The organism is Nonomuraea diastatica (assembly GCF_004349015.1).
GTDB classification, from domain to species: domain Bacteria; phylum Actinomycetota; class Actinomycetes; order Streptosporangiales; family Streptosporangiaceae; genus Nonomuraea; species Nonomuraea diastatica.
The window spans coordinates 37,575-54,045 of sequence record NZ_SMKP01000055.1; the positions used below are offsets into that span (position 1 = coordinate 37,575).

17 protein-coding genes are annotated in these 16,471 nt (G+C 69.7%); 8 read left to right on the forward strand and 9 right to left on the reverse strand.

What is annotated here, in order from left to right; translation table 11 throughout:
- Window positions 1-59 precede the first annotated feature (59 nt).
- Both E1294_RS20430 and E1294_RS20435 read left to right on the forward strand, forming a co-directional pair.
- Complete coding sequence (locus tag E1294_RS20430) at window positions 60-665, forward strand: hypothetical protein (RefSeq protein WP_132510404.1); 606 nt, start codon at window positions 60-62, stop codon at window positions 663-665.
- 59 nt (window positions 666-724) lie between these two features.
- Entirely contained in the window at window positions 725-1,300 is a 576-nt protein-coding gene (locus E1294_RS20435) for a Uma2 family endonuclease (RefSeq protein WP_132510406.1), read from the forward strand.
- A gap of 9 nt (window positions 1,301-1,309) precedes the next feature.
- On the opposite strand, the gene E1294_RS20440 is transcribed toward E1294_RS20435, so the two are convergent.
- Entirely contained in the window at window positions 1,310-1,870 is a 561-nt protein-coding gene (locus E1294_RS20440; protein ID WP_246083142.1) for a hypothetical protein, read from the reverse strand.
- A gap of 286 nt (window positions 1,871-2,156) precedes the next feature.
- On the opposite strand from E1294_RS20440, the gene E1294_RS20445 reads away from it, so the two are divergent.
- Complete coding sequence (locus E1294_RS20445; protein WP_132510408.1) at window positions 2,157-3,041, forward strand: serine protein kinase RIO; 885 nt, start codon at window positions 2,157-2,159, stop codon at window positions 3,039-3,041.
- 134 nt (window positions 3,042-3,175) lie between these two features.
- Here E1294_RS20445 and uvrB read toward each other — a convergent pair whose 3' ends face one another.
- Window positions 3,176-5,284, reverse strand: a complete 2,109-nt coding sequence (gene uvrB, locus E1294_RS20450; RefSeq protein WP_132510410.1) for an excinuclease ABC subunit UvrB — start codon at window positions 5,282-5,284, stop codon at window positions 3,176-3,178.
- A 36-nt stretch (window positions 5,285-5,320) separates the two neighbouring features.
- Window positions 5,321-5,554: a helix-turn-helix transcriptional regulator gene (locus E1294_RS20455; RefSeq protein WP_132510412.1), complete on the reverse strand. Its 234-nt coding sequence runs from the start codon at window positions 5,552-5,554 to the stop codon at window positions 5,321-5,323.
- A gap of 155 nt (window positions 5,555-5,709) precedes the next feature.
- Here E1294_RS20455 and E1294_RS20460 point away from each other — a divergent pair, with 155 nt between their 5' ends.
- The 3 genes from E1294_RS20460 (at window position 5,710) to E1294_RS20470 (ending at window position 9,565) form a co-directional block, all read left to right on the forward strand.
- Window positions 5,710-7,347 (forward strand): SPFH domain-containing protein, encoded by a 1,638-nt coding sequence (locus tag E1294_RS20460; protein ID WP_165977392.1) that lies wholly within the window; start codon window positions 5,710-5,712, stop codon window positions 7,345-7,347.
- 180 nt (window positions 7,348-7,527) lie between these two features.
- The gene (locus tag E1294_RS20465; RefSeq protein WP_132510414.1) at window positions 7,528-8,781 is read left to right on the forward strand and encodes an SPFH domain-containing protein; all 1,254 of its coding nucleotides are present in this window, start codon (window positions 7,528-7,530) and stop codon (window positions 8,779-8,781) included.
- Between the two features lie 10 nt (window positions 8,782-8,791).
- A complete protein-coding gene (locus E1294_RS20470; RefSeq protein WP_132510416.1) occupies window positions 8,792-9,565 on the forward strand; it encodes a sporulation protein in 774 nt (257 codons plus the stop codon).
- Here the strand turns inward: E1294_RS20470 and E1294_RS20475 are convergent.
- Entirely contained in the window at window positions 9,562-10,347 is a 786-nt protein-coding gene (locus tag E1294_RS20475) for a class I SAM-dependent methyltransferase (RefSeq protein ID WP_132510418.1), read from the reverse strand. The genes E1294_RS20470 and E1294_RS20475 overlap by 4 nt on opposite strands.
- Window positions 10,348-10,531: 184 nt before the next feature.
- Here E1294_RS20475 and E1294_RS20480 point away from each other — a divergent pair, with 184 nt between their 5' ends.
- Entirely contained in the window at window positions 10,532-10,774 is a 243-nt protein-coding gene (locus E1294_RS20480) for a hypothetical protein (RefSeq protein ID WP_132510420.1), read from the forward strand.
- Window positions 10,775-10,843: 69 nt separating this feature from the next.
- On the opposite strand, the gene E1294_RS20485 is transcribed toward E1294_RS20480, so the two are convergent.
- On the reverse strand, window positions 10,844-11,416 hold the full coding sequence (locus E1294_RS20485) for a TetR/AcrR family transcriptional regulator (protein WP_132510422.1): 573 nt from the start codon (window positions 11,414-11,416) through the stop codon (window positions 10,844-10,846).
- Window positions 11,417-11,548: 132 nt separating this feature from the next.
- On the opposite strand from E1294_RS20485, the gene E1294_RS20490 reads away from it, so the two are divergent.
- Window positions 11,549-12,364 (forward strand): SDR family NAD(P)-dependent oxidoreductase, encoded by an 816-nt coding sequence (locus tag E1294_RS20490; protein ID WP_220447836.1) that lies wholly within the window; start codon window positions 11,549-11,551, stop codon window positions 12,362-12,364.
- Here the strand turns inward: E1294_RS20490 and E1294_RS20495 are convergent.
- The 4 genes from E1294_RS20495 to E1294_RS20510 all read right to left on the reverse strand — a co-directional run bounded on the left by E1294_RS20495 (window position 12,336) and on the right by E1294_RS20510 (window position 16,333).
- Window positions 12,336-13,682, reverse strand: coding sequence for a glycoside hydrolase family 43 protein (locus E1294_RS20495; RefSeq protein ID WP_246083143.1), 1,347 nt, complete (start codon window positions 13,680-13,682; stop codon window positions 12,336-12,338). The genes E1294_RS20490 and E1294_RS20495 overlap by 29 nt on opposite strands.
- A 117-nt stretch (window positions 13,683-13,799) precedes the next feature.
- Entirely contained in the window at window positions 13,800-14,402 is a 603-nt protein-coding gene (gene coaE / locus E1294_RS20500) for a dephospho-CoA kinase (protein ID WP_132510428.1), read from the reverse strand.
- Window positions 14,403-14,477: 75 nt separating this feature from the next.
- On the reverse strand, window positions 14,478-14,936 hold the full coding sequence (locus tag E1294_RS20505) for a GNAT family N-acetyltransferase (RefSeq protein WP_132510440.1): 459 nt from the start codon (window positions 14,934-14,936) through the stop codon (window positions 14,478-14,480).
- A gap of 20 nt (window positions 14,937-14,956) precedes the next feature.
- Window positions 14,957-16,333: an alpha/beta fold hydrolase gene (locus tag E1294_RS20510; protein WP_132510430.1), complete on the reverse strand. Its 1,377-nt coding sequence runs from the start codon at window positions 16,331-16,333 to the stop codon at window positions 14,957-14,959.
- Window positions 16,334-16,471 lie beyond the last annotated feature (138 nt).

The following is a 16,471-nucleotide window of genomic DNA, read 5'->3' on the forward strand; positions in this document are numbered from 1 at the left end:
CCAGGCGCGCCAGACCCGCCCTGCCCGGCTATCCTTCACATCATCAATCCCAACAGGAGGTGGCGGAGATCAGCGAAATCCTTCTCATCGCACTGGTGATCCTGGCGTTCCTCCTGTTGCTGGGCGGCGTCGGCATCTACGTGCTGGTCAAGCTGGGCAAGAAGGCCGCGGTCAAGGCCAGGGAGGCCACGACCCGGATCACCACGCATGTCAACGCGATGGGCGCGGGCGAGGCCGCGGAGGTCGAACGCCTCCGGCTCGACCTGCGCCGCGAGATGTCCCTCACCCGCCAGGCCGTCGATCAGGCCCAGCGCCAGGGGTGGGGTCTGGGCGACCTGCCGAAGATCATCGCCGACCTGACGACCCACGTCGACACGCACGACGGGCACCTGGCGACGTTCGCCCAGCAGCAGCGCGTGTCACCGTACGTCGACCATGTCACGCTCGAACGGCTCAGAGAGCACCAGGCCAAGCTGACGGCCATGTGCGCCCGCATCCGCACCGGCCTGCTCAATGACCAGGTCCACCACACCGCGTCGGGCATCGCCGATCTGACCTCCCGCACCGACCTGGAGATCGAGGCCCGCCGCCGCGACCCCGACCCGCTGGACGAGATCGACGACCTCTACCGCCGCACGATGGAGGAACGCAGGAACGAACCCTGACCATCGCTCGTTGTGACACAATGTATGCGTCGCGTGAGCTTCGCTGAGGAGGCATTCCGATGACCACGGCCCTCCCGGAATGGTTCTACCCCGGCCCTCCCGGTGGCTGGACCGCCGACATGCTCGATCACCTTCCCCCCGACGCGCCCCGGCACGTCGAGCTGATCGATGGGTCACTCATCATGATGTCGCCACAGACCGGCTTTCACATGCTCGCACTCCGGTTGTTCGAGCGATCGCTCCGGCCGCCGAGAGAGCTGATGGCTGTTCGCGAAATGACGGTGACGTTGGGAGTGCATCAACGTCCGGAGCCAGACGTCCTCCTGGTCAGAAGGTCGGCCTTCAGCACGAGAGGCACTTCGTTCAAGCCCGAGGATGTCCATCTCGTCATCGAAGTCGTCTCGGATGAATCCAGGGAGAGAGATCGAGCCACCAAGCCGATCAAATATTCAAACGCGGGCATCAAGCACTTCTGGCGAGTCGAACAGGAAAACGGTCAGCCCGTGGTCTATACATTCGAGCTCGAGCCGGCGGTCAGGGCATATGTCCCTACCGGCATCCACCGCAAGCGGCTGCAGGTCGGCATTGGGTTCGAGGTAGACATCGATCTTGATTTGGGCGCCGTCACAGATTGACCCCTGAGATCACGCACGGCCGCACTCTCCGAAGATGACCGCGGCCAACTCCGCCTCGGAAGCGCCCTTGACCACCATGGCCTTGGTGGCCTGAGCCTGCGCCACGGTGGGCAGCCGGCCGTCCAGGAGCAGCGGCAGGGAAAGGCGCCGCAGCAGCACCTCCGACGCCGAGATCCCGTACGGCCGGCGCGTCACCGCCACGTTGACCCGTAGCGCGTGCTCGTTGCCCGGCGGCACACCCGGGCGGTCGATCTCGATGGCCGAATAGCGGAAACCGTTGGCGAGGTCGCAGGGGGCGCACCCGGCCGGGCCCCTGCTGAGCCGGCCGCCGCACTCCGGGCAGGCCAGGCGGTCGTACGCGGCGTCCACCACGCGCCACACATGCCGATCCGGTTCGTCCACGACCATTTCGGCGAGGAGCCGCTCGCCGGGCGGCTCGGGCGCGCCGAACTCGCGCTCCAGGAAGGCCCGCCACCCCTCCTCCACGATCTCGTCGACCAGCCCCGCGCACCGGGCACAGCCATGGGCGCCGGCCGGCTCCCACTGCCCGCACTCACCGCACCGTCGCATGCCCGCACGGTACCCGCCCATCCGGCCGTCCCGCACCGCGATATCCGGCCCGACCCGCACATGCCGGCGGCATCCGCCCGCACCGCGACAGCCCGTTTATTCGGTTGCGGCGCCCGGGGGTGGACCGGCATAGTCGGGCACGAGTCGATCGCTGCGACGCGAAGGGAGGGTGAGACTGTGATGACGATTGTTCGCGTGCCGTTTTCCGCGTCCTCACACCTTCCCGCCGGGCGTTCGCTGACCTGACCGACGAGCCGGTGGGCCTCACTTCTGGAGCAATCCCACCGTGCCCAAGCACTCGCAACACCGCCGCCGCGGCAAGTACGCCCTCGACGCCGACGACATCGCCTGGTTGGAGAGCACCTCTTCGAGCACCTTCTCCGAGACCGGCGACGGCCCTCCCGAAGGTGATCGCTGGTCCACCTGGGACCAGAGCACACCCACCGAGAAGGGCCCCCGGCCCTACCCTGACTGGCTGGTCACCGAACTGGCCGCCGTCGACACCGAGCACGGCGTGCTCAAGACCGGCAAGGAAGCCGACGTCCACCTGATCTCGCGTGGCGTGCCCGGCACCGACCGTGAGTGCCTGCTGGCCGCCAAACGCTACCGGTCCGCCGACCACCGCCTGTTCCACCGCGACGCCGGCTACCTGGAGGGACGCAGCACACGCGAGAGCCGGATGAACCGGGCCATGGCCAACCGCACGGCCTTCGGCAAGCAGGTGATCGCCGCTCAGTGGGCGGTGGCCGAGTTCGCGGCCCTGTGCCGGCTGTGGGAACTCGGGGTGCCGGTGCCGTACCCGGTGCAGATCACCGGAACGGAGATCCTGCAGGAGTTCATCGGCACGCGGGACGGCTTCGCGGCGCCGCGGCTGGCCCAGGTGGCCGACGGCCTGGACGACCTGTGGGAGCAGCTGGTCACGGCCATGGTCACCCTGGCCAGGGAAGGGCTGGCCCACGGGGACCTGTCACCGTACAACCTCCTGGTGCACGAGGGCAGGCTGGTCATCATCGACCTTCCGCAGATCGTGGACGTGATCGCGCATCCGGCGGGCCCGTCGTTCCTCGACCGCGACGCGCGCAACGTCGCCACCTGGTTCGCCGCCAAGGGCGTCACAGCCGCCGACCCCGGCTCCCTCGCCGCCCTCCTGCGGGAGGAAGCCCGGATGTGACCGCCCCGCCCCACGTCGCCGCGGCCCGGGCCTGCCCCCGTCTCGGTCGCCTCGCTCCCGGCGCACGTCGGCGCCGGGCATCGGGAGGGCGCGGGTCCGGACGTCGACGCGTGGCGCCACCGTCACGGGTTCGCCTATTCGACGCCTGCCTCGCGCATGTCGCGCAGCTCGCGCTTGAGCTCCTTGATCTCGTCGCGCAGCCGGGCGGCCACCTCGAACTGCAGGTCGGCCGCGGACTGGTGCATCTGCTCGGTCAGCGAGTCGATCAGGGACTCCATCTGCGCCCTGGGCATGTCGCCGGCGATGGCCTTGGCGTGCTGACCGGCCTGCCGGGCGGCGAAGCCCGGCACCGGCGCCTTGCCGCGCGACTGCTGGCGGCCCCCGCCGAGCAGCCGGTCGGTGTCGGCGTCCTCGCGCTGCAGCGAGTCGAGGATGTCGGCGATCTTCTTGCGCAGGGGCTGCGGGTCGATGCCGGTGGCTTCGTTGTAGGCGATCTGCTTGGCCCGGCGCCGGTTGGTCTCGTCGATCGCCCGCTCCATCGACGGGGTGATCTTGTCGGCGTACATGTGGACCTGGCCGGAGACGTTACGGGCGGCGCGGCCGATGGTCTGGATCAGGGACGTCTCCGAGCGGAGGAAGCCCTCCTTGTCGGCGTCGAGGATCGACACCAGCGAGACCTCGGGCAGGTCGAGGCCCTCGCGCAGGAGGTTGATGCCGACGAGCACGTCGAACTCGCCGGTGCGCAGCTCGCGCAGCAGCTCGATGCGGCGCAGCGTGTCGACCTCGCTGTGGAGATAGCGGACCCGGATGCCGAGCTCCAGGAGGTAGTCGGTCAGGTCTTCTGACATCTTCTTGGTCAGCGTGGTGACCAGGACACGTTCGTCGCGCTCGGCGCGGTCGCGGATCTCGTGGACCAGGTCGTCGATCTGGCCCTTGGTGGGCTTGACCACGATCTCGGGGTCGACCAGGCCGGTCGGGCGGATGACCTGCTCGACGACCTCGCCCTTGACCCGGCCCAGCTCATAGGGCCCGGGAGTGGCCGACAGGTAGACCGTCTGCCCGATGCGCTCCAGGAACTCCTCCCACTTGAGCGGCCGGTTGTCGAGCGCCGACGGCAGCCGGAACCCGTGCTCGACCAGCGTGCGCTTGCGCGAGGCGTCGCCTTCGTACATGGCGCCGATCTGCGGCACGGTCTGGTGGGACTCGTCGAGCACCAGGACGAAGTCTTCGGGGAAGTAGTCGAGCAGCGTGTTGGGGGCGCTGCCAGCCTCGCGGCCGTCCATGTGGCGCGAGTAGTTCTCGATGCCGGAGCAGGTGCCGATCTGGCGCATCATCTCGATGTCGTACGTCGTGCGCATGCGCAGCCGCTGCGCCTCCAGCAGCTTGCCCTGACGCTCGAGCTCCGACAGGCGTTCGGCCAGCTCCGCCTCGATGCCCGTCACGGCGGCCGCCATGCGCTGCTCGCCCGCGACGTAGTGGGAGGCGGGGAAGATGTAGAGCTCTTCGTCTTCGGTGATGACCTCGCCGGTCAGCGGGTGCATGGTCGAGAGCTTCTCGATCTCGTCGCCGAACATCTCGATGCGCACGGCCAGCTCTTCGTATTTCGGGATGATCTCGATCGTGTCGCCGCGCACCCGGAACGTGCCCCGTGTGAAGGCGAGGTCGTTGCGCGTGTACTGCATGTCGACCAGGCGGCGCAGCAGCTGGTCGCGGTCGACGTCCATGCCGACGCGGAGCCTGGCCATGCGGTCGACGTATTCCTGCGGCGTGCCCAGGCCGTAGATGCACGACACGGAGGCGACCACGATGGTGTCGCGCCGGGTGAGCAGCGAGTTGGTCGCCGAGTGGCGCAGGCGCTCGACCTCGTCGTTGATCGAGGAGTCTTTCTCGATGTAGGTGTCGCTCTGCGGGACGTAAGCCTCAGGCTGGTAATAGTCATAGTAGGAGACGAAATATTCGACCGCGTTGTTCGGCAACATCTCGCGGAGCTCGTTGGCGAACTGCGCGGCGAGGGTCTTGTTGGGCTGCATCACCAGCGCGGGCCGCTGCAGCCGCTCGATGAGCCAGGCGATCGTGGCCGTCTTGCCGGTGCCGGTGGCGCCCAGCAGGACGTTGTCCTTCTCCCCGGCCTTGACGCGGTGCTCCAGCTCGGCGATGGCCGTCGGCTGGTCGCCGGAGGGAGTCATCTCGGTGACGACCTCGAAGGGCGCCACCTTCCGCTGCAAATCTGTGACCGGTCGCATGGTGCCCACTGTAGGCGGCCGGACTGACAGAAAACGTCAAGCGGACCGCTCGCCGATCCTGGGGAAGGGTCTGGTGGAGAAGACCACTTCGACGGGCACCTCGAAATAGCCGGCGATGCGCAGCGCCAGGGAGAGGCTGGGGCTGTACTCGCCGCGTTCGAGATAGCCGATGGTCTGGTAGTGGACTCCCAGAGCCTCGGCGAGCTGCTTGCGGGTCACGTTCCGCTCCGCGCGCAGCAACGCGATGCGGTTGTAGACGGTCTCGCTCATCGCACTCCTTGCATGCATCCCCCGACGTAGTGCGTCCACTACATATGCAGCACAGCTGCTACGAACAGCAATACATATGTGATGCCGCATTGCAAGCGAACAGTAAGTCATTCCCGATACGGTCGTAATCGCCTGTAGCGGAAAAGGAAGGTCCAATGTCACGTCCCAGAGAGGCACTACGCCAAGCAGGTCAGGGCATCGCCCAAGCAGTGGCGCAAGGGGGTGACGTACGCCAGGCAATGGGTCAGGCCGTGGAACAGTTCGCCGGCCAGGCTGGACCCCAAGGTGGACCCCATGGTGGACAGGGTCAGGCCCCGGGCTTCGCGCTGAACCCGCACGACTTCGTGGCGGCCCGCGAGGGCGGCGTCTCCATCGGCACCCTCATCGAGGCCAGAACGGCGTCGCTGAACGAGGCCGGCGAGATCGTCAACCGCAGCTTCGCCGACAACGGCATGCACGTCATCTCACCCGTGGTGATCCCCAAGGGCAGCACCGCGAAGGTCCTCGTGCCCCTCGGCATCCTCGTGGTGCTCGGCCTGATCGGCGCCCTCGGCAACGTCATCCCCAACACCGACCTGATCTTCGGCCCGCACTACTGGTTCGTCCTGGTTCTGGCCGCCGTGTTCCTGTGGTGGCGGCGGAGCGTGGTGATGGTGCCCGAAGGTTGCAAGGCGCTGATCACGAAGTTCGGCAAGCTGGTGCACATCGCGGATCCCGGACGGGTGACGCTGTTCAACCCGTGGAAGCGGGTCAGCTACATCGTCAACACCACGCGCGAATACCCGTTCAACGCGCCGATCAGCGAAGCGCCGACCCAGCAGGGCGTCAAGGCGAGCGTGGACCTGTTCCTGCAGTTCAGGATCGAGAACCCGGCCGAGTTCATCTTCGTGCTCGGCTCGGTCAGCGGCTTCCAGTCGAAGCTCCAGAACGCCATCAGCGAGGTCACCCGCTCCCTCATCTACGCCCAGCGGGCCGAGGAGATCTACGACCTGGTGGGCGAGAGCACGCTCGGCATGCTGGAGAGCCTCAACCAGCAGTTCCTGCCCGCCGTACGGCTCACCGACGTGAACATCACGCACGCCGAGCCCTCCAGCCAGGAATACCGCATGGACCTGGCGGCCCCCGAGATGGTCCGCGTCGCCAAGGAGGCCTACACCTACGAGTACGAGCTGAACCTGCGCAAGGAGCAGAACGAGGGCGACCTGGTCAAGGAGCTGGCCGGGCTGCAGGAGACGCTGAGCGCCATCCAGGCCGAGATCGCCGGCTACCAGGCCCGCATGGACACCGCGCTCGAACGCGCCACCCACCAGGCCACGGCGCAGGCCAGGCAGCGGCTGGTCGAGGCCGAGTCCACGGCCAACGCCAACGCCGCGCTGCTGGAGGCCCAGGCGCTGGACATCAGGGCGCTGTCGGCCGCGGAGGCGCCCGAGATCCTCGACTACCGCTTCCAGCAGGACCTGCTGACCAAGCTGGAGTCCGTCTCGGCCCGGCTGCCGCAGGTGGTGCAGGTGGGCGAGCAGACCGACATCGACTTCCTGGCCCTGGCGCAGCAGCTGGTGGGCGGGAAGGGCGCGGTGCTGTTCTCCCCCGAGGACATGGCCGCCATCCGCTCCAGGCTCGACGAGATCGGCGCGCGCGTGGCGGGCCGGGAGGACGAGATCGTCGCCCTGCTCAAGAAGGCCGCCGCCGACGTGGGCGAGGCCGTGGAGCCGCCGCAGCCCGACCCGGAGCTCGATCGGACCGTCGAACGCCTCCTGCCCGGCGGCCGGGCCCAGGGAAGTGAGCTCCTGTGAGCACAGAGCTGAACCGACGCAGTGAGCGCAGTGGAGGGCCGAGGAACGAGGCACTCCGCGCAGCTAATGAGGAGCTGGTGAGCGACCGATGAGCAGGGAGCGAACCCGACGCAGTGAGCGCAGTGGAGGGCCGAGGAACGAGGCACTCCGCGCAGCGAATGAGGAGCTGGTGAGCGACCGATGAGCAGGGAATTCTCGAAGATCAAGGAGTCGCTGGCCTCCTGGGGCGAGATCCGCCAGCTGCTGCGCGGCGGAGAGCAGGGCCAGCTCGTCCCCGTCGTGATCCCCAAGGACCGCCGCGGCTTCGCCTGGATGGCGCTGGTGTTCCTGGCGCTCTACTGCGCCGGCATGGCCGCGCTGACCGACCTCACGATCATCGCCGCGCTCGCGGCGCTGTTCTTCCTGGCCCTGGCGCTGGTCATGATCTGGCGTAAGGCGATCATCGAGATCGAGGAGGGCACCACCGGCGTGCGCAGCCGATGGGGCGCCATCACCAGCACGCTGCCTCCCGGCCGCCACTACCTCTGGCTGCCGTGGGACCGGGTGGACGCGGTGGTCGACACTTCGACCGAGATCCCGTACTCGGCGCCGATCGTGGCCTGCCCCACGGCCGAGAACGTGCCGCTGAAGTCGATCGAGTTCTTCCTGAAGTTCCGCATCGTGGACCCGGTCGCGTTCGTCCGCACGATCGGCGCGGGCAACTTCGACCTGGTGCTCTCCAGCGCGGTGCAGGACGCGATCAGGCAGCGCAGCCGCAGGGTCAACACCGAGCGCGCGTACGACCTGCGCGGCTCCGACGTCGGCGACATGCAGGACGCGCTCAACCGCCAGCTCGGCAGGTACGGCGTGCGCATCACGGGCGCCAACATCCCCGACGTCCAGCTGCCCGACCAGTACCAGCAGCACCTGTCCACCCGGGAGAAGGTGGCCAAGGAGATGTCGGCCTACGAGCGCGAGTGGGAGCTGACCCGCAAGCGCCGCATCGACACCCTGCTGATGGAGATCGAGCGTTCCAAGAAGACCCGTGACGCCCGCGTGGTCGAGGTCAAGGCCGCCCACAACACCGCGCGCAAGGACGTGGCGCGCATGCTGGAGGAGCAGGAGACCGAGGCGCAGCGGGTGACGTGGGAGATCGAGGCGCGCGGGAGGGCCGAGCTGACCGCCGCCGAGAACGAGGCCAAGGCGCTGCGCCGGCTGGCCGAGTCGTACCGGGACAACCGGGCCGTGCTGCAGTACGAGCTGGCCCGCAAGCGCCTCGACGTGGGCGCCAAACTGGCGGAGAACGCGCCCCAGCCGCTGGTCGTACGCACCCAGCAGGGGCAGTCGGACTCCGCGCTCTCCACCCTCCTCCTGGCCCAGTTGCTTCCCCGCATCTCGGGCATGGGTTCCGGCCCAGGGAGCGGTCACGTGAACGGCCACACACCTTCCGCATAGGAGAACCCCCATGGTGTTCCGCAAGTTGATGGCCGCGTTCGGCGCGGGCGTCGAGGTTGACACGGTGCTGACCAACACGGGAGTGCGCCCTGGCGAGCCGCTGCGCGCAGTCGTCCACTTCCGCGGCGGCAAGGCGGACTACAAGGTCGAGGGCATCCACATCGACCTGACCGCGGTCGTGGAGGTCGAGTCGGGCGACAACGAGTACAAGTCGACCTACAGCTTCCTGCGCCAGCAGGTCTCGGGGCCGTTCCAGCTCGCCGCGGGCGCGCAGCACCAGCATCCGTTCGAGGTGACGATCCCGTGGGAGACGCCGATCAGCGCAATCGCGGGGCAGCCGCTGCGCGGAATGAGGCTGGGCGTGCAGACGGAGCTGGCGCTGGCGGGCGCGCTCGACAAGGGCGACCTCGACCCGCTGTTCGTCAGCCCGCTGCCCGTCCAGGAGAACGTGATCGCCGCGCTCGACCGGTTGGGCTTCCGGTTCAAGAAGGCCGACCTGGAGCGCGGCACGCTCTACGGCTCGACGATGCCGTTCTTCCAGGAGATCGAGTACTACGCCGGCGGCAAGTGGCGGCGCCACTTCAACGAGCTGGAGCTGACGTTCATCGCCGGGCCCGGGAAGATGGACGTCATCCTGGAGGCCGACAAGCGGGGCGGTTTCCTGACCTCCAGTCATGACGCCTACAACCGGTTCACCATCCGCTACGACGATCCGACCGGCGCGGCGGACCAGGCCCTGGAGCGCGGGCTGGAGAAGATGGCCCGCCACCGCGGGTGGTTCTAGACCCGCGTCACGGCCAGCAGATGACCGCTGGCCCCCAGGAGCGACGGCTCGCACTCGACCCTGCGGGCGGCGTCAAGCAGCAGCTCGCGCCGCCCGTCGTCATCCAGCCAGGCGTTCACGTCCCCAAAGAGCCAGAACACGCCTTCCAGGCCGTAGCGGCGCGGCTCGGGCAGCCCGGCGTCGGTGAACTCGCCGGGGATCTCCTCAGGGGTGTGCAGGTAACCCCGGAATCCCGTCTCCACGGGCGAGACGATCGTCCCGGTCTCGACGGAGCGGTAGTCGGCGGCCCGCGCGTCCTGTTGCGTGAAGGTCCCGTGGTAGACGCTGTCGTGCAGGGCCGCGTACCTGCTGATGAAGGCTGCGGCGATCGTGCCGCCGGGCCGTGCGGCCCGCCGCGCCTCAGCCAGCGCCCGGACCCGGTCGGCCCGCTCGGGCAGGTGGTAGAGCGGCCCCAGCAGCAGCACCGCGTCGGCCTGGCCGCCCGGGACGGGCAGGTCGCGGGCGTCGCCGAGCCGCGCGGTCACCCCCGGCAGCGCCGCCGCCTCCGTGACGTGAAGGGGCACCGGGTCGATCACCTCGACGGCGTACCCGTCGGCTGCCAGCCACTCGGCGTGCACGCCGGCGCCGCCGCCCACGTCGAGCACCCGCGCGGGCGGCGGGGGCAGCGTGCGGCGCAGCACGTCGCGGGTGCGGTGGAACTCCAGCCTGCCGCGCCCCTGGCGCAGCCTGGTCAGCTCTCCGCCGCGCTCGTAGTAGGCGCGGACTTCCGGATCCATGATCATGCCGCCGGATCCTACGTTCGGCCGCGGTCCGGTTTCGACGCATTTTCCGCCTGACACCGGCTCCCCCACGGGTGCCTGAGGAAAAGTCCACACAAGTTGTGTGTCATATGTCGATGAGTTCCGCCGCCGTTCGATGTCTATTTAGAGGGTGCCGGCAAACGGCACGTGTGGAGAGGAGCCCGACATGTTCACCACGACCGAGCTTGCGCAGGTGCTCTTCGCGACCGCTCTGCAGCCGTCGGACCGGCTGTCGCCCGTCCAGATCCGCGAAGCCGTGGACGAGCGGCTGTGCGCGTGCGGCGGCGACGCGTCCTGGTGCGCGGAGTACGTGGCGCAGGAGGCGGGCGACCATCCCGAGACGTACGTGCGGCGGATGCGCTGGGCGCTGAGCGCGGTCGCCGACGCCTACACGCTGGCCGCCGCCTGACACGCCCTGCACACCGGGCGTGCGGCGGGTGCTCGGCGGGCACGGGGCAGGCGGCGCCCGGCGGCGCCGTCACGCGTCCGAGGTGCCCGACATGGGACGGCCCAGCAGGTCTCCGGCTACGGCCGCCACGTGCGGAGCGAGGTCGTCGAGGCCGGCCTCGGCCAGCGCCGGGGTGGCCACGACCGAGCGCAGGATGCCGATGCCGACCAGCCAGGCGCTGAGCAGCTCCGCCCGCAGCTCGGCGTCGTCGCCCTCGGCCAGGTCCTCCAGGGCCCTGACATAGGTGTTGCAGACCTCCTCGCGGATGCGCTGCCTGGTGTCCTCATGGGCCGAGGAGCGCAGCATGGCGACCAGCGGGTGCTCGCCGCCGTAGCGGGTCCAGTCGGCGAAGACCACGGAACGCACCATGCGGGCGACCAGCTCCTCCTCGGGGCCGTCGAGCAGGTCGGCGGGAATGTCGGCGGTGGCCTCGTCGAAGAGCCGTTTCTTGTTGCCGAAGTAGCGGAAGATCAGGCCGGCGTCGACGCCGGCGTCTCCGGCGATGTCGCGCACGCTCGTGGCGTCGTAGCCCTCGCGGGCGAAGCGCAGCCTGGCGGCCTCCAGCAGGCGCGCTTTGGTGGCCTCCCGGTCCCTCTTCCGCACGCGGGGCTCCCTTCGTAGTCATCGATCGTTGACATTGTACGACCATGGTGTGTTACGTTCCTCCAAGTCAGCGTTCGATGACTTGGAGGGTGAAATATGAAGACATATGTCGTGCCGGGTGGCACAACCGGTATGGGGAGAGGGTTGGCCCGCCACTTCCTGCGGCGCGGCGACCAGGTGACGATCATCGGCAGCGATCCCGCGAAGGGCCGGCGGTTCCTCGACGAGGCGGCCCGCGCCGGGGCCGGCGACCAGGCCGCGTTCCTCCAGGCCGACCTGACCTCGGTCGCGGAGAACGTACGCGTGATCAAGGAGATCACGGCGCGGCACGACGCGCTGGACGGGCTCGTCCTCACCGCGATGCGGCACTTCCCCGGCCGGGTGGTGACGCCCGACGGCTTCGAGGCCACCTTCGCCCTCTACTATGTCAGCCGCATGCTGCTCAGCTACGGGCTGACCGGCCTGCTGGAGAAGGGCGCGAACCCGATGATCGTCAGCGTGTGCGGCGTCGGCGTCACCAAGGGCCGCATCGACTGGGACGATCTGTCGTTGAAGCACGGCTTCGGCCGCATCAAGGCCGTGCTCCAGGGAGGCCGCGCCACCGACCTCCTCGGCGTCGCCTACGCCGCCAACCATCCGGACGGGCGTACGCGCTTCCTCCTGCACCACCCGGGCTTCACCGACAGCGGCACCGACAGCCTCGGCCAGCCGGCCAAGGTCGTCCTCAAGGTGCTGGCCAGGTTCTTCGCCCAGCCGGTCGAGAAGAGCATCGAGCCGATCATCGAGCTCATGGACGACCCGCCGGGCCGCGGCCTGCTCGCCTACGACAGGCGCGCCCCGGTCGACCCGTCGCTGCCGACCCTCGACCCGGATGACGCGCCGCCTGTACGAGCAGACCGCCCACCTGCTGCCGTGACGCTCAGTACACCTCGATCCGGTCCATGCTGATCACGGTGCTGCCCGAGGCGGGGTTCTTCTCGCCTGTGACGCGGACCCGCAGGGTGTGCGGGCCAGGCGACAGGACCGGGCTCAGATAGTTGAGCTGCTCACCGACCCGGATGCCGCTGTAATAGTCGACGCGCTGCTCCGGGCCGCCGTCGATGGAGATCGCGGCGATGCCGTTGCCGCGGTCGCGTACGCTCAGCAGGGCCACCCTGGTGCCGGTGAACGTGACGGTGGCGGTCGCGCCGGCCTCGCCGCTCCAGTGGTCGTTGCTCCAGAAACACTGGTTGCCGCAGCCCGAGCCCGACTGCCACGTGCCGGCGTACGCCACCTGCGGATCGAAGTCGTTGATCACCGAGGTGGCCGCGCCCGGGTCGCCGGACGGAAGATCCTGGGTGGCCCCGGCGGCCAGCGGGCGGCCGAAGTCGGGAGTGCCGTCGCCCTTCCAGGTGAACTTCTGGACACGGGTGGTGCGGAAGTCGTAGGTGTATACGCTGGTGTTCTTGCCGTGGTAGGCGATCCAGTCCTCGGTGCCGTCGGGCGAGCGGAAGAACGAGTGGTGACCCGGGCCCCACACACCGGTGGCGTCGTTGCGCGAGAACACCGGCCCCGGATGCTGCCTCCAGTTGGCAGCCACCATCGGGTCGGCGCCGTCCGCGATGCTCTTCATCCACAGCTGGTAGTCCGGCTTGCCGGTGTCGCAGGTGGAGTAGGTCAGGAACGTCCTGCCGTTGCGGTAGAGCGGGGTCGGCCCCTCCCGCACCTCCGTGCAGCCACCGTCGGCGGGGATGGCCACCCGGCCGCCGGTCACCGTCCACGGGTTGCTCATGCGGGCGATGTAGAGCTGCGCCGGCCCGCCCATGCCGCGGCCCGGGCCGGCCCAGACGAAGTACTGCCGGCCGTTGTGGGTGATCGGCTCGCCGTCGATGGCGTACTCGCCGAAGTCGGCGATCGTGGCCTTGAAGGTGTACGGGCCCATCGGGTCGTCGCCCGCGGACTCCAGGACGTACATGCGGTGATTGGCGTCGACGCCGTCGGAGGCGGTGTAGTAGACGTACCAGCGGGATCCGACGTGGCGGAAGGCGGGCGCCCACATCTGGGTGTTGCGGCTCGGGTCGTTGTCGCGCCACACCACCTGCTCGGGCGCCGACAGCAAGGTGGCCAGGCTGGGCGACTTCCAGATGCCGATCCGGTCGCCGCGCGTGGTGGCCACGTAGTAGTTGCCGTCGTGGTACATCAGGCTGGGATCGGCGCTCGGGTTGACCGGGTTGCGGAAGGTCTGCGTCGCGGCGCTCCCGGCGGCGGCGCCGGGGAAGATTCCCATGAGCACGATGAAGGTTGCGGTTAAGACTGCGGACAAGCGCGGCATCGGGGTCCTTCCACGAAACCTGTCGGGCGATCTTTCCGATGGTCATGGATCGTGGTCAGCCCGTCAACGGGCTCAGCCGCGGCCGGCGCGCCTCGTCAGCTCGTGCCAGACCTCGGCCACGCGGGCGTCCAGCTCGTCCAGGGAGCCCTCGTTCGGCACCACGAGGTCGGCCGCCGCCAGCCGGTCCTCCCGGCTCGCCTGGGCGGCGATGCGGGCCCTGGCGTCCGCCTCCGGCATGCCCCGGTGCTCGGCGAGCCGTCTGACGCGCACCTCGTCGGCCGCGTCGACGACGATGACGACGTCGTACATCGAAGCCAGGTTGTTCTCCACCAGCAGCGGCACGTCGTAGACCACGATCGCGTCGTCGGGCGCTTGACTGCGCAGCTCGGCCACCCGCTCCCCCACCAGCGGATGGACGATCGCGTTGAGCTCGGCCAGCCGCTCGGCGTCGTTGAACACGATGGACCCGAGCCGCTCCCTGTCGAGTGAGCCGTCCGGGCGGAGCACCCCCTCGCCGAAAGCGGCGACCACCTTGGCCAGGCCCGGCGTGCCCGGCTCGACCACCTCGCGCGCGATCTTGTCGGCGTCGATCACCATGGCGCCCCTGGCCGCTAGCCGCTTGGACACCTCGCTCTTGCCGGAACCGATCCCGCCGGTGAGCCCTGTCGTCAGCACGGGCACGAGCCTATCGACCGGAGCGGAGCCATGGGGAACACGCCTGTCCCCGACGCCGCCGCGGGCCGCCGGGGATCACCTCGGGTCTGCGGGCCTGCGCAGGTGCACCAGCGTCAGATGGTCGTCCATCCGCTCCCGGTGCGTCTCCCGATAGCCGAGGCGACGGTAGAGCCGCACGTTGCCCTCCGACAGGTGCCCCGTGAACAGGTCGAACGCCGACGCCTCCGGCATCTCCTCGTGCAGGGACCGCAGCAGGGCCGTGCCCAGCCCTTGCCCTTGGTGGTCGGGCGCGACCACCAGCCGGCCGACCACGCACGTGGTGCCCGACAGCTGCCCGCGCACCGCGCCGACGATCCGCCCCGCGTCGAGCGCCTTGAGCACGACGGCGCTCTCGATGGCCTTGCGCATCTGCTCCAGCGACTCGACGAGCGGCAGGATGTACGGGTCGCCGTAGAGCTGGGCCTCGCTCACGTAGGCCGCCCGTTGCACGGTGAGGATCTCACCCGCGTCCGCGGCCACCGCCCGTTCGATCAGCACGCGCAGCACCTTACCGCTTACCAAGCCTCCACCAGGGCTCTCCCGCAGGCGCTGCCGCGGGCCGGCAGCGTGCCCTTGACGAGATGGTCGTGCACGCGGGCGCGCAGGCAGGTGGCGCGGAGCTTGCGTACGCCCTGCAGCAGGTAGGCGTCATGCCCGTCGCCGTGCCACAACACCACCGCGCCGGGGATGCGCCTGGCCACCCGGGCCGCGCCGGAGGCGGGCGCCTCGATGTCCAGCCGCCCGATCCCCACCAGCACCCGCGTCCCCGCGGACGGCGAGGACGGCCGGGACGCCTGCGACGGTCCCGTGCCAGCCAGGCCCAGGCACCGGCCGGCCTCCTGTCTCCCGCTCATCCACCCCACCCGGGGCGCGACCGCGCGCAACCTCCCCTCCATGGCGAGAAAGCGCCGGTATCGGGGCATGGCGGGCCCGACGTCATGACACATCATCATCCGCAGGGTCGTACCGTCCGTGCCGCCCGCCGTCGCGCCCGGCCCGCGTACCGCACCATGACCGTCTCCCGGGGCGAGCCCGCTCAGCGCGCCGCTCGACGGCAGCCCAGGCGCGTCGTCCGCACCCGCCGACGCCAGGGACGGGGACACCAAGGACGGGGACGCAAGGGACGCCAGCGGGCCGGCGTCGCCGGATCTGGCCGCCGACAGGGCGCTGGCCAGTTCGGGCCAGCGTGCCGGGGTGAGACCGGCGTACACGGCGGCGGCCAGCCGCCGGGCGTTCACCTTGCTTCGCGGCCCGGCAGGCAGCGGCACGCGTCCGGCCAGGTCGTCGAAGACCGACACGGCGTCGTCCTCACCCAGCGGGCAACCCAGATGGCCGCGGCACCAGTCGCGGAAGGTGTACAGCTGGCGCTCCACCGCGCGGGCCCTGGCGGTCATCCGCCGCTCCAGCCCGGGTTCGGTGAGGTCGGGTACGCCCTCCAGGTACATCCGCCCCACGCGGGCCGGGAACGACTCCACGTACGCCTGCCCGTAGACGGCCCCGTAGGAGTTGCCGAAGTAGCGCAGCCGTGCCTCGCCGAGGGCGGCCCGCAGGGCGTCGAGGTCGTGGGCGACCTGCCAGGACGTGAGCCGGATGGCTCCCGCGGCGGCGCGGCAACTCCTGCCGTAGGCGGCGTTGTCGCGGGCGTGGGCGCGCCATCCGGCCGGGCCCCGTGACAGCTGGAGCCGCAGCACGTCAGGGGGCGGCGCCGCACATCGTACGGCCGCCGCGCTGTCGTGGTCGCCGGACCCACGCGCCTCCATGATCACGACGTCGAACCACCGCGCCAGCTCGCTCACGGTGTCGGGCCGTGCCCGCACGTCCTGGATGGAGGACCCCGCACCGGTGTTCACGACCAGGTGGCCGAGACTCCGCCGCGGGTCCCGCGCGGGCATCCGGGCCACATCGACCTCGGTACGGGCTCCGCGCGGTCTGGCCCAGTGGGCGGGCACGGACAACTTGGCGCACTGCAGCCCGTCCCCGCAGTCCCACCAGGCGAGCTCCCGCCGTACCCCTGTCTCTTATACACAGCT

Coding starts and splice junctions, on each gene's coding strand:
- E1294_RS20435 (WP_132510406.1), top strand. CDS start 725: ATGACCACGGCCCTCCCGGAATGGTTCTACCCCGGCCCTCCCGGTGGC.
- E1294_RS20440 (WP_246083142.1), bottom strand. CDS start 1,870: ATGCGACGGTGCGGTGAGTGCGGGCAGTGGGAGCCGGCCGGCGCCCAT.
- uvrB (WP_132510410.1), bottom strand. CDS start 5,284: ATGCGACCGGTCACAGATTTGCAGCGGAAGGTGGCGCCCTTCGAGGTC.
- E1294_RS20455 (WP_132510412.1), bottom strand. CDS start 5,554: ATGAGCGAGACCGTCTACAACCGCATCGCGTTGCTGCGCGCGGAGCGG.
- E1294_RS20460 (WP_165977392.1), top strand. CDS start 5,710: ATGTCACGTCCCAGAGAGGCACTACGCCAAGCAGGTCAGGGCATCGCC.
- E1294_RS20465 (WP_132510414.1), top strand. CDS start 7,528: ATGAGCAGGGAATTCTCGAAGATCAAGGAGTCGCTGGCCTCCTGGGGC.
- E1294_RS20470 (WP_132510416.1), top strand. CDS start 8,792: ATGGTGTTCCGCAAGTTGATGGCCGCGTTCGGCGCGGGCGTCGAGGTT.
- E1294_RS20475 (WP_132510418.1), bottom strand. CDS start 10,347: ATGATCATGGATCCGGAAGTCCGCGCCTACTACGAGCGCGGCGGAGAG.
- E1294_RS20480 (WP_132510420.1), top strand. CDS start 10,532: ATGTTCACCACGACCGAGCTTGCGCAGGTGCTCTTCGCGACCGCTCTG.
- E1294_RS20490 (WP_220447836.1), top strand. CDS start 11,549: ATGGGGAGAGGGTTGGCCCGCCACTTCCTGCGGCGCGGCGACCAGGTG.
- E1294_RS20495 (WP_246083143.1), bottom strand. CDS start 13,682: ATGGGAATCTTCCCCGGCGCCGCCGCCGGGAGCGCCGCGACGCAGACC.
- E1294_RS20510 (WP_132510430.1), bottom strand. CDS start 16,333: ATGCCCGCGCGGGACCCGCGGCGGAGTCTCGGCCACCTGGTCGTGAAC.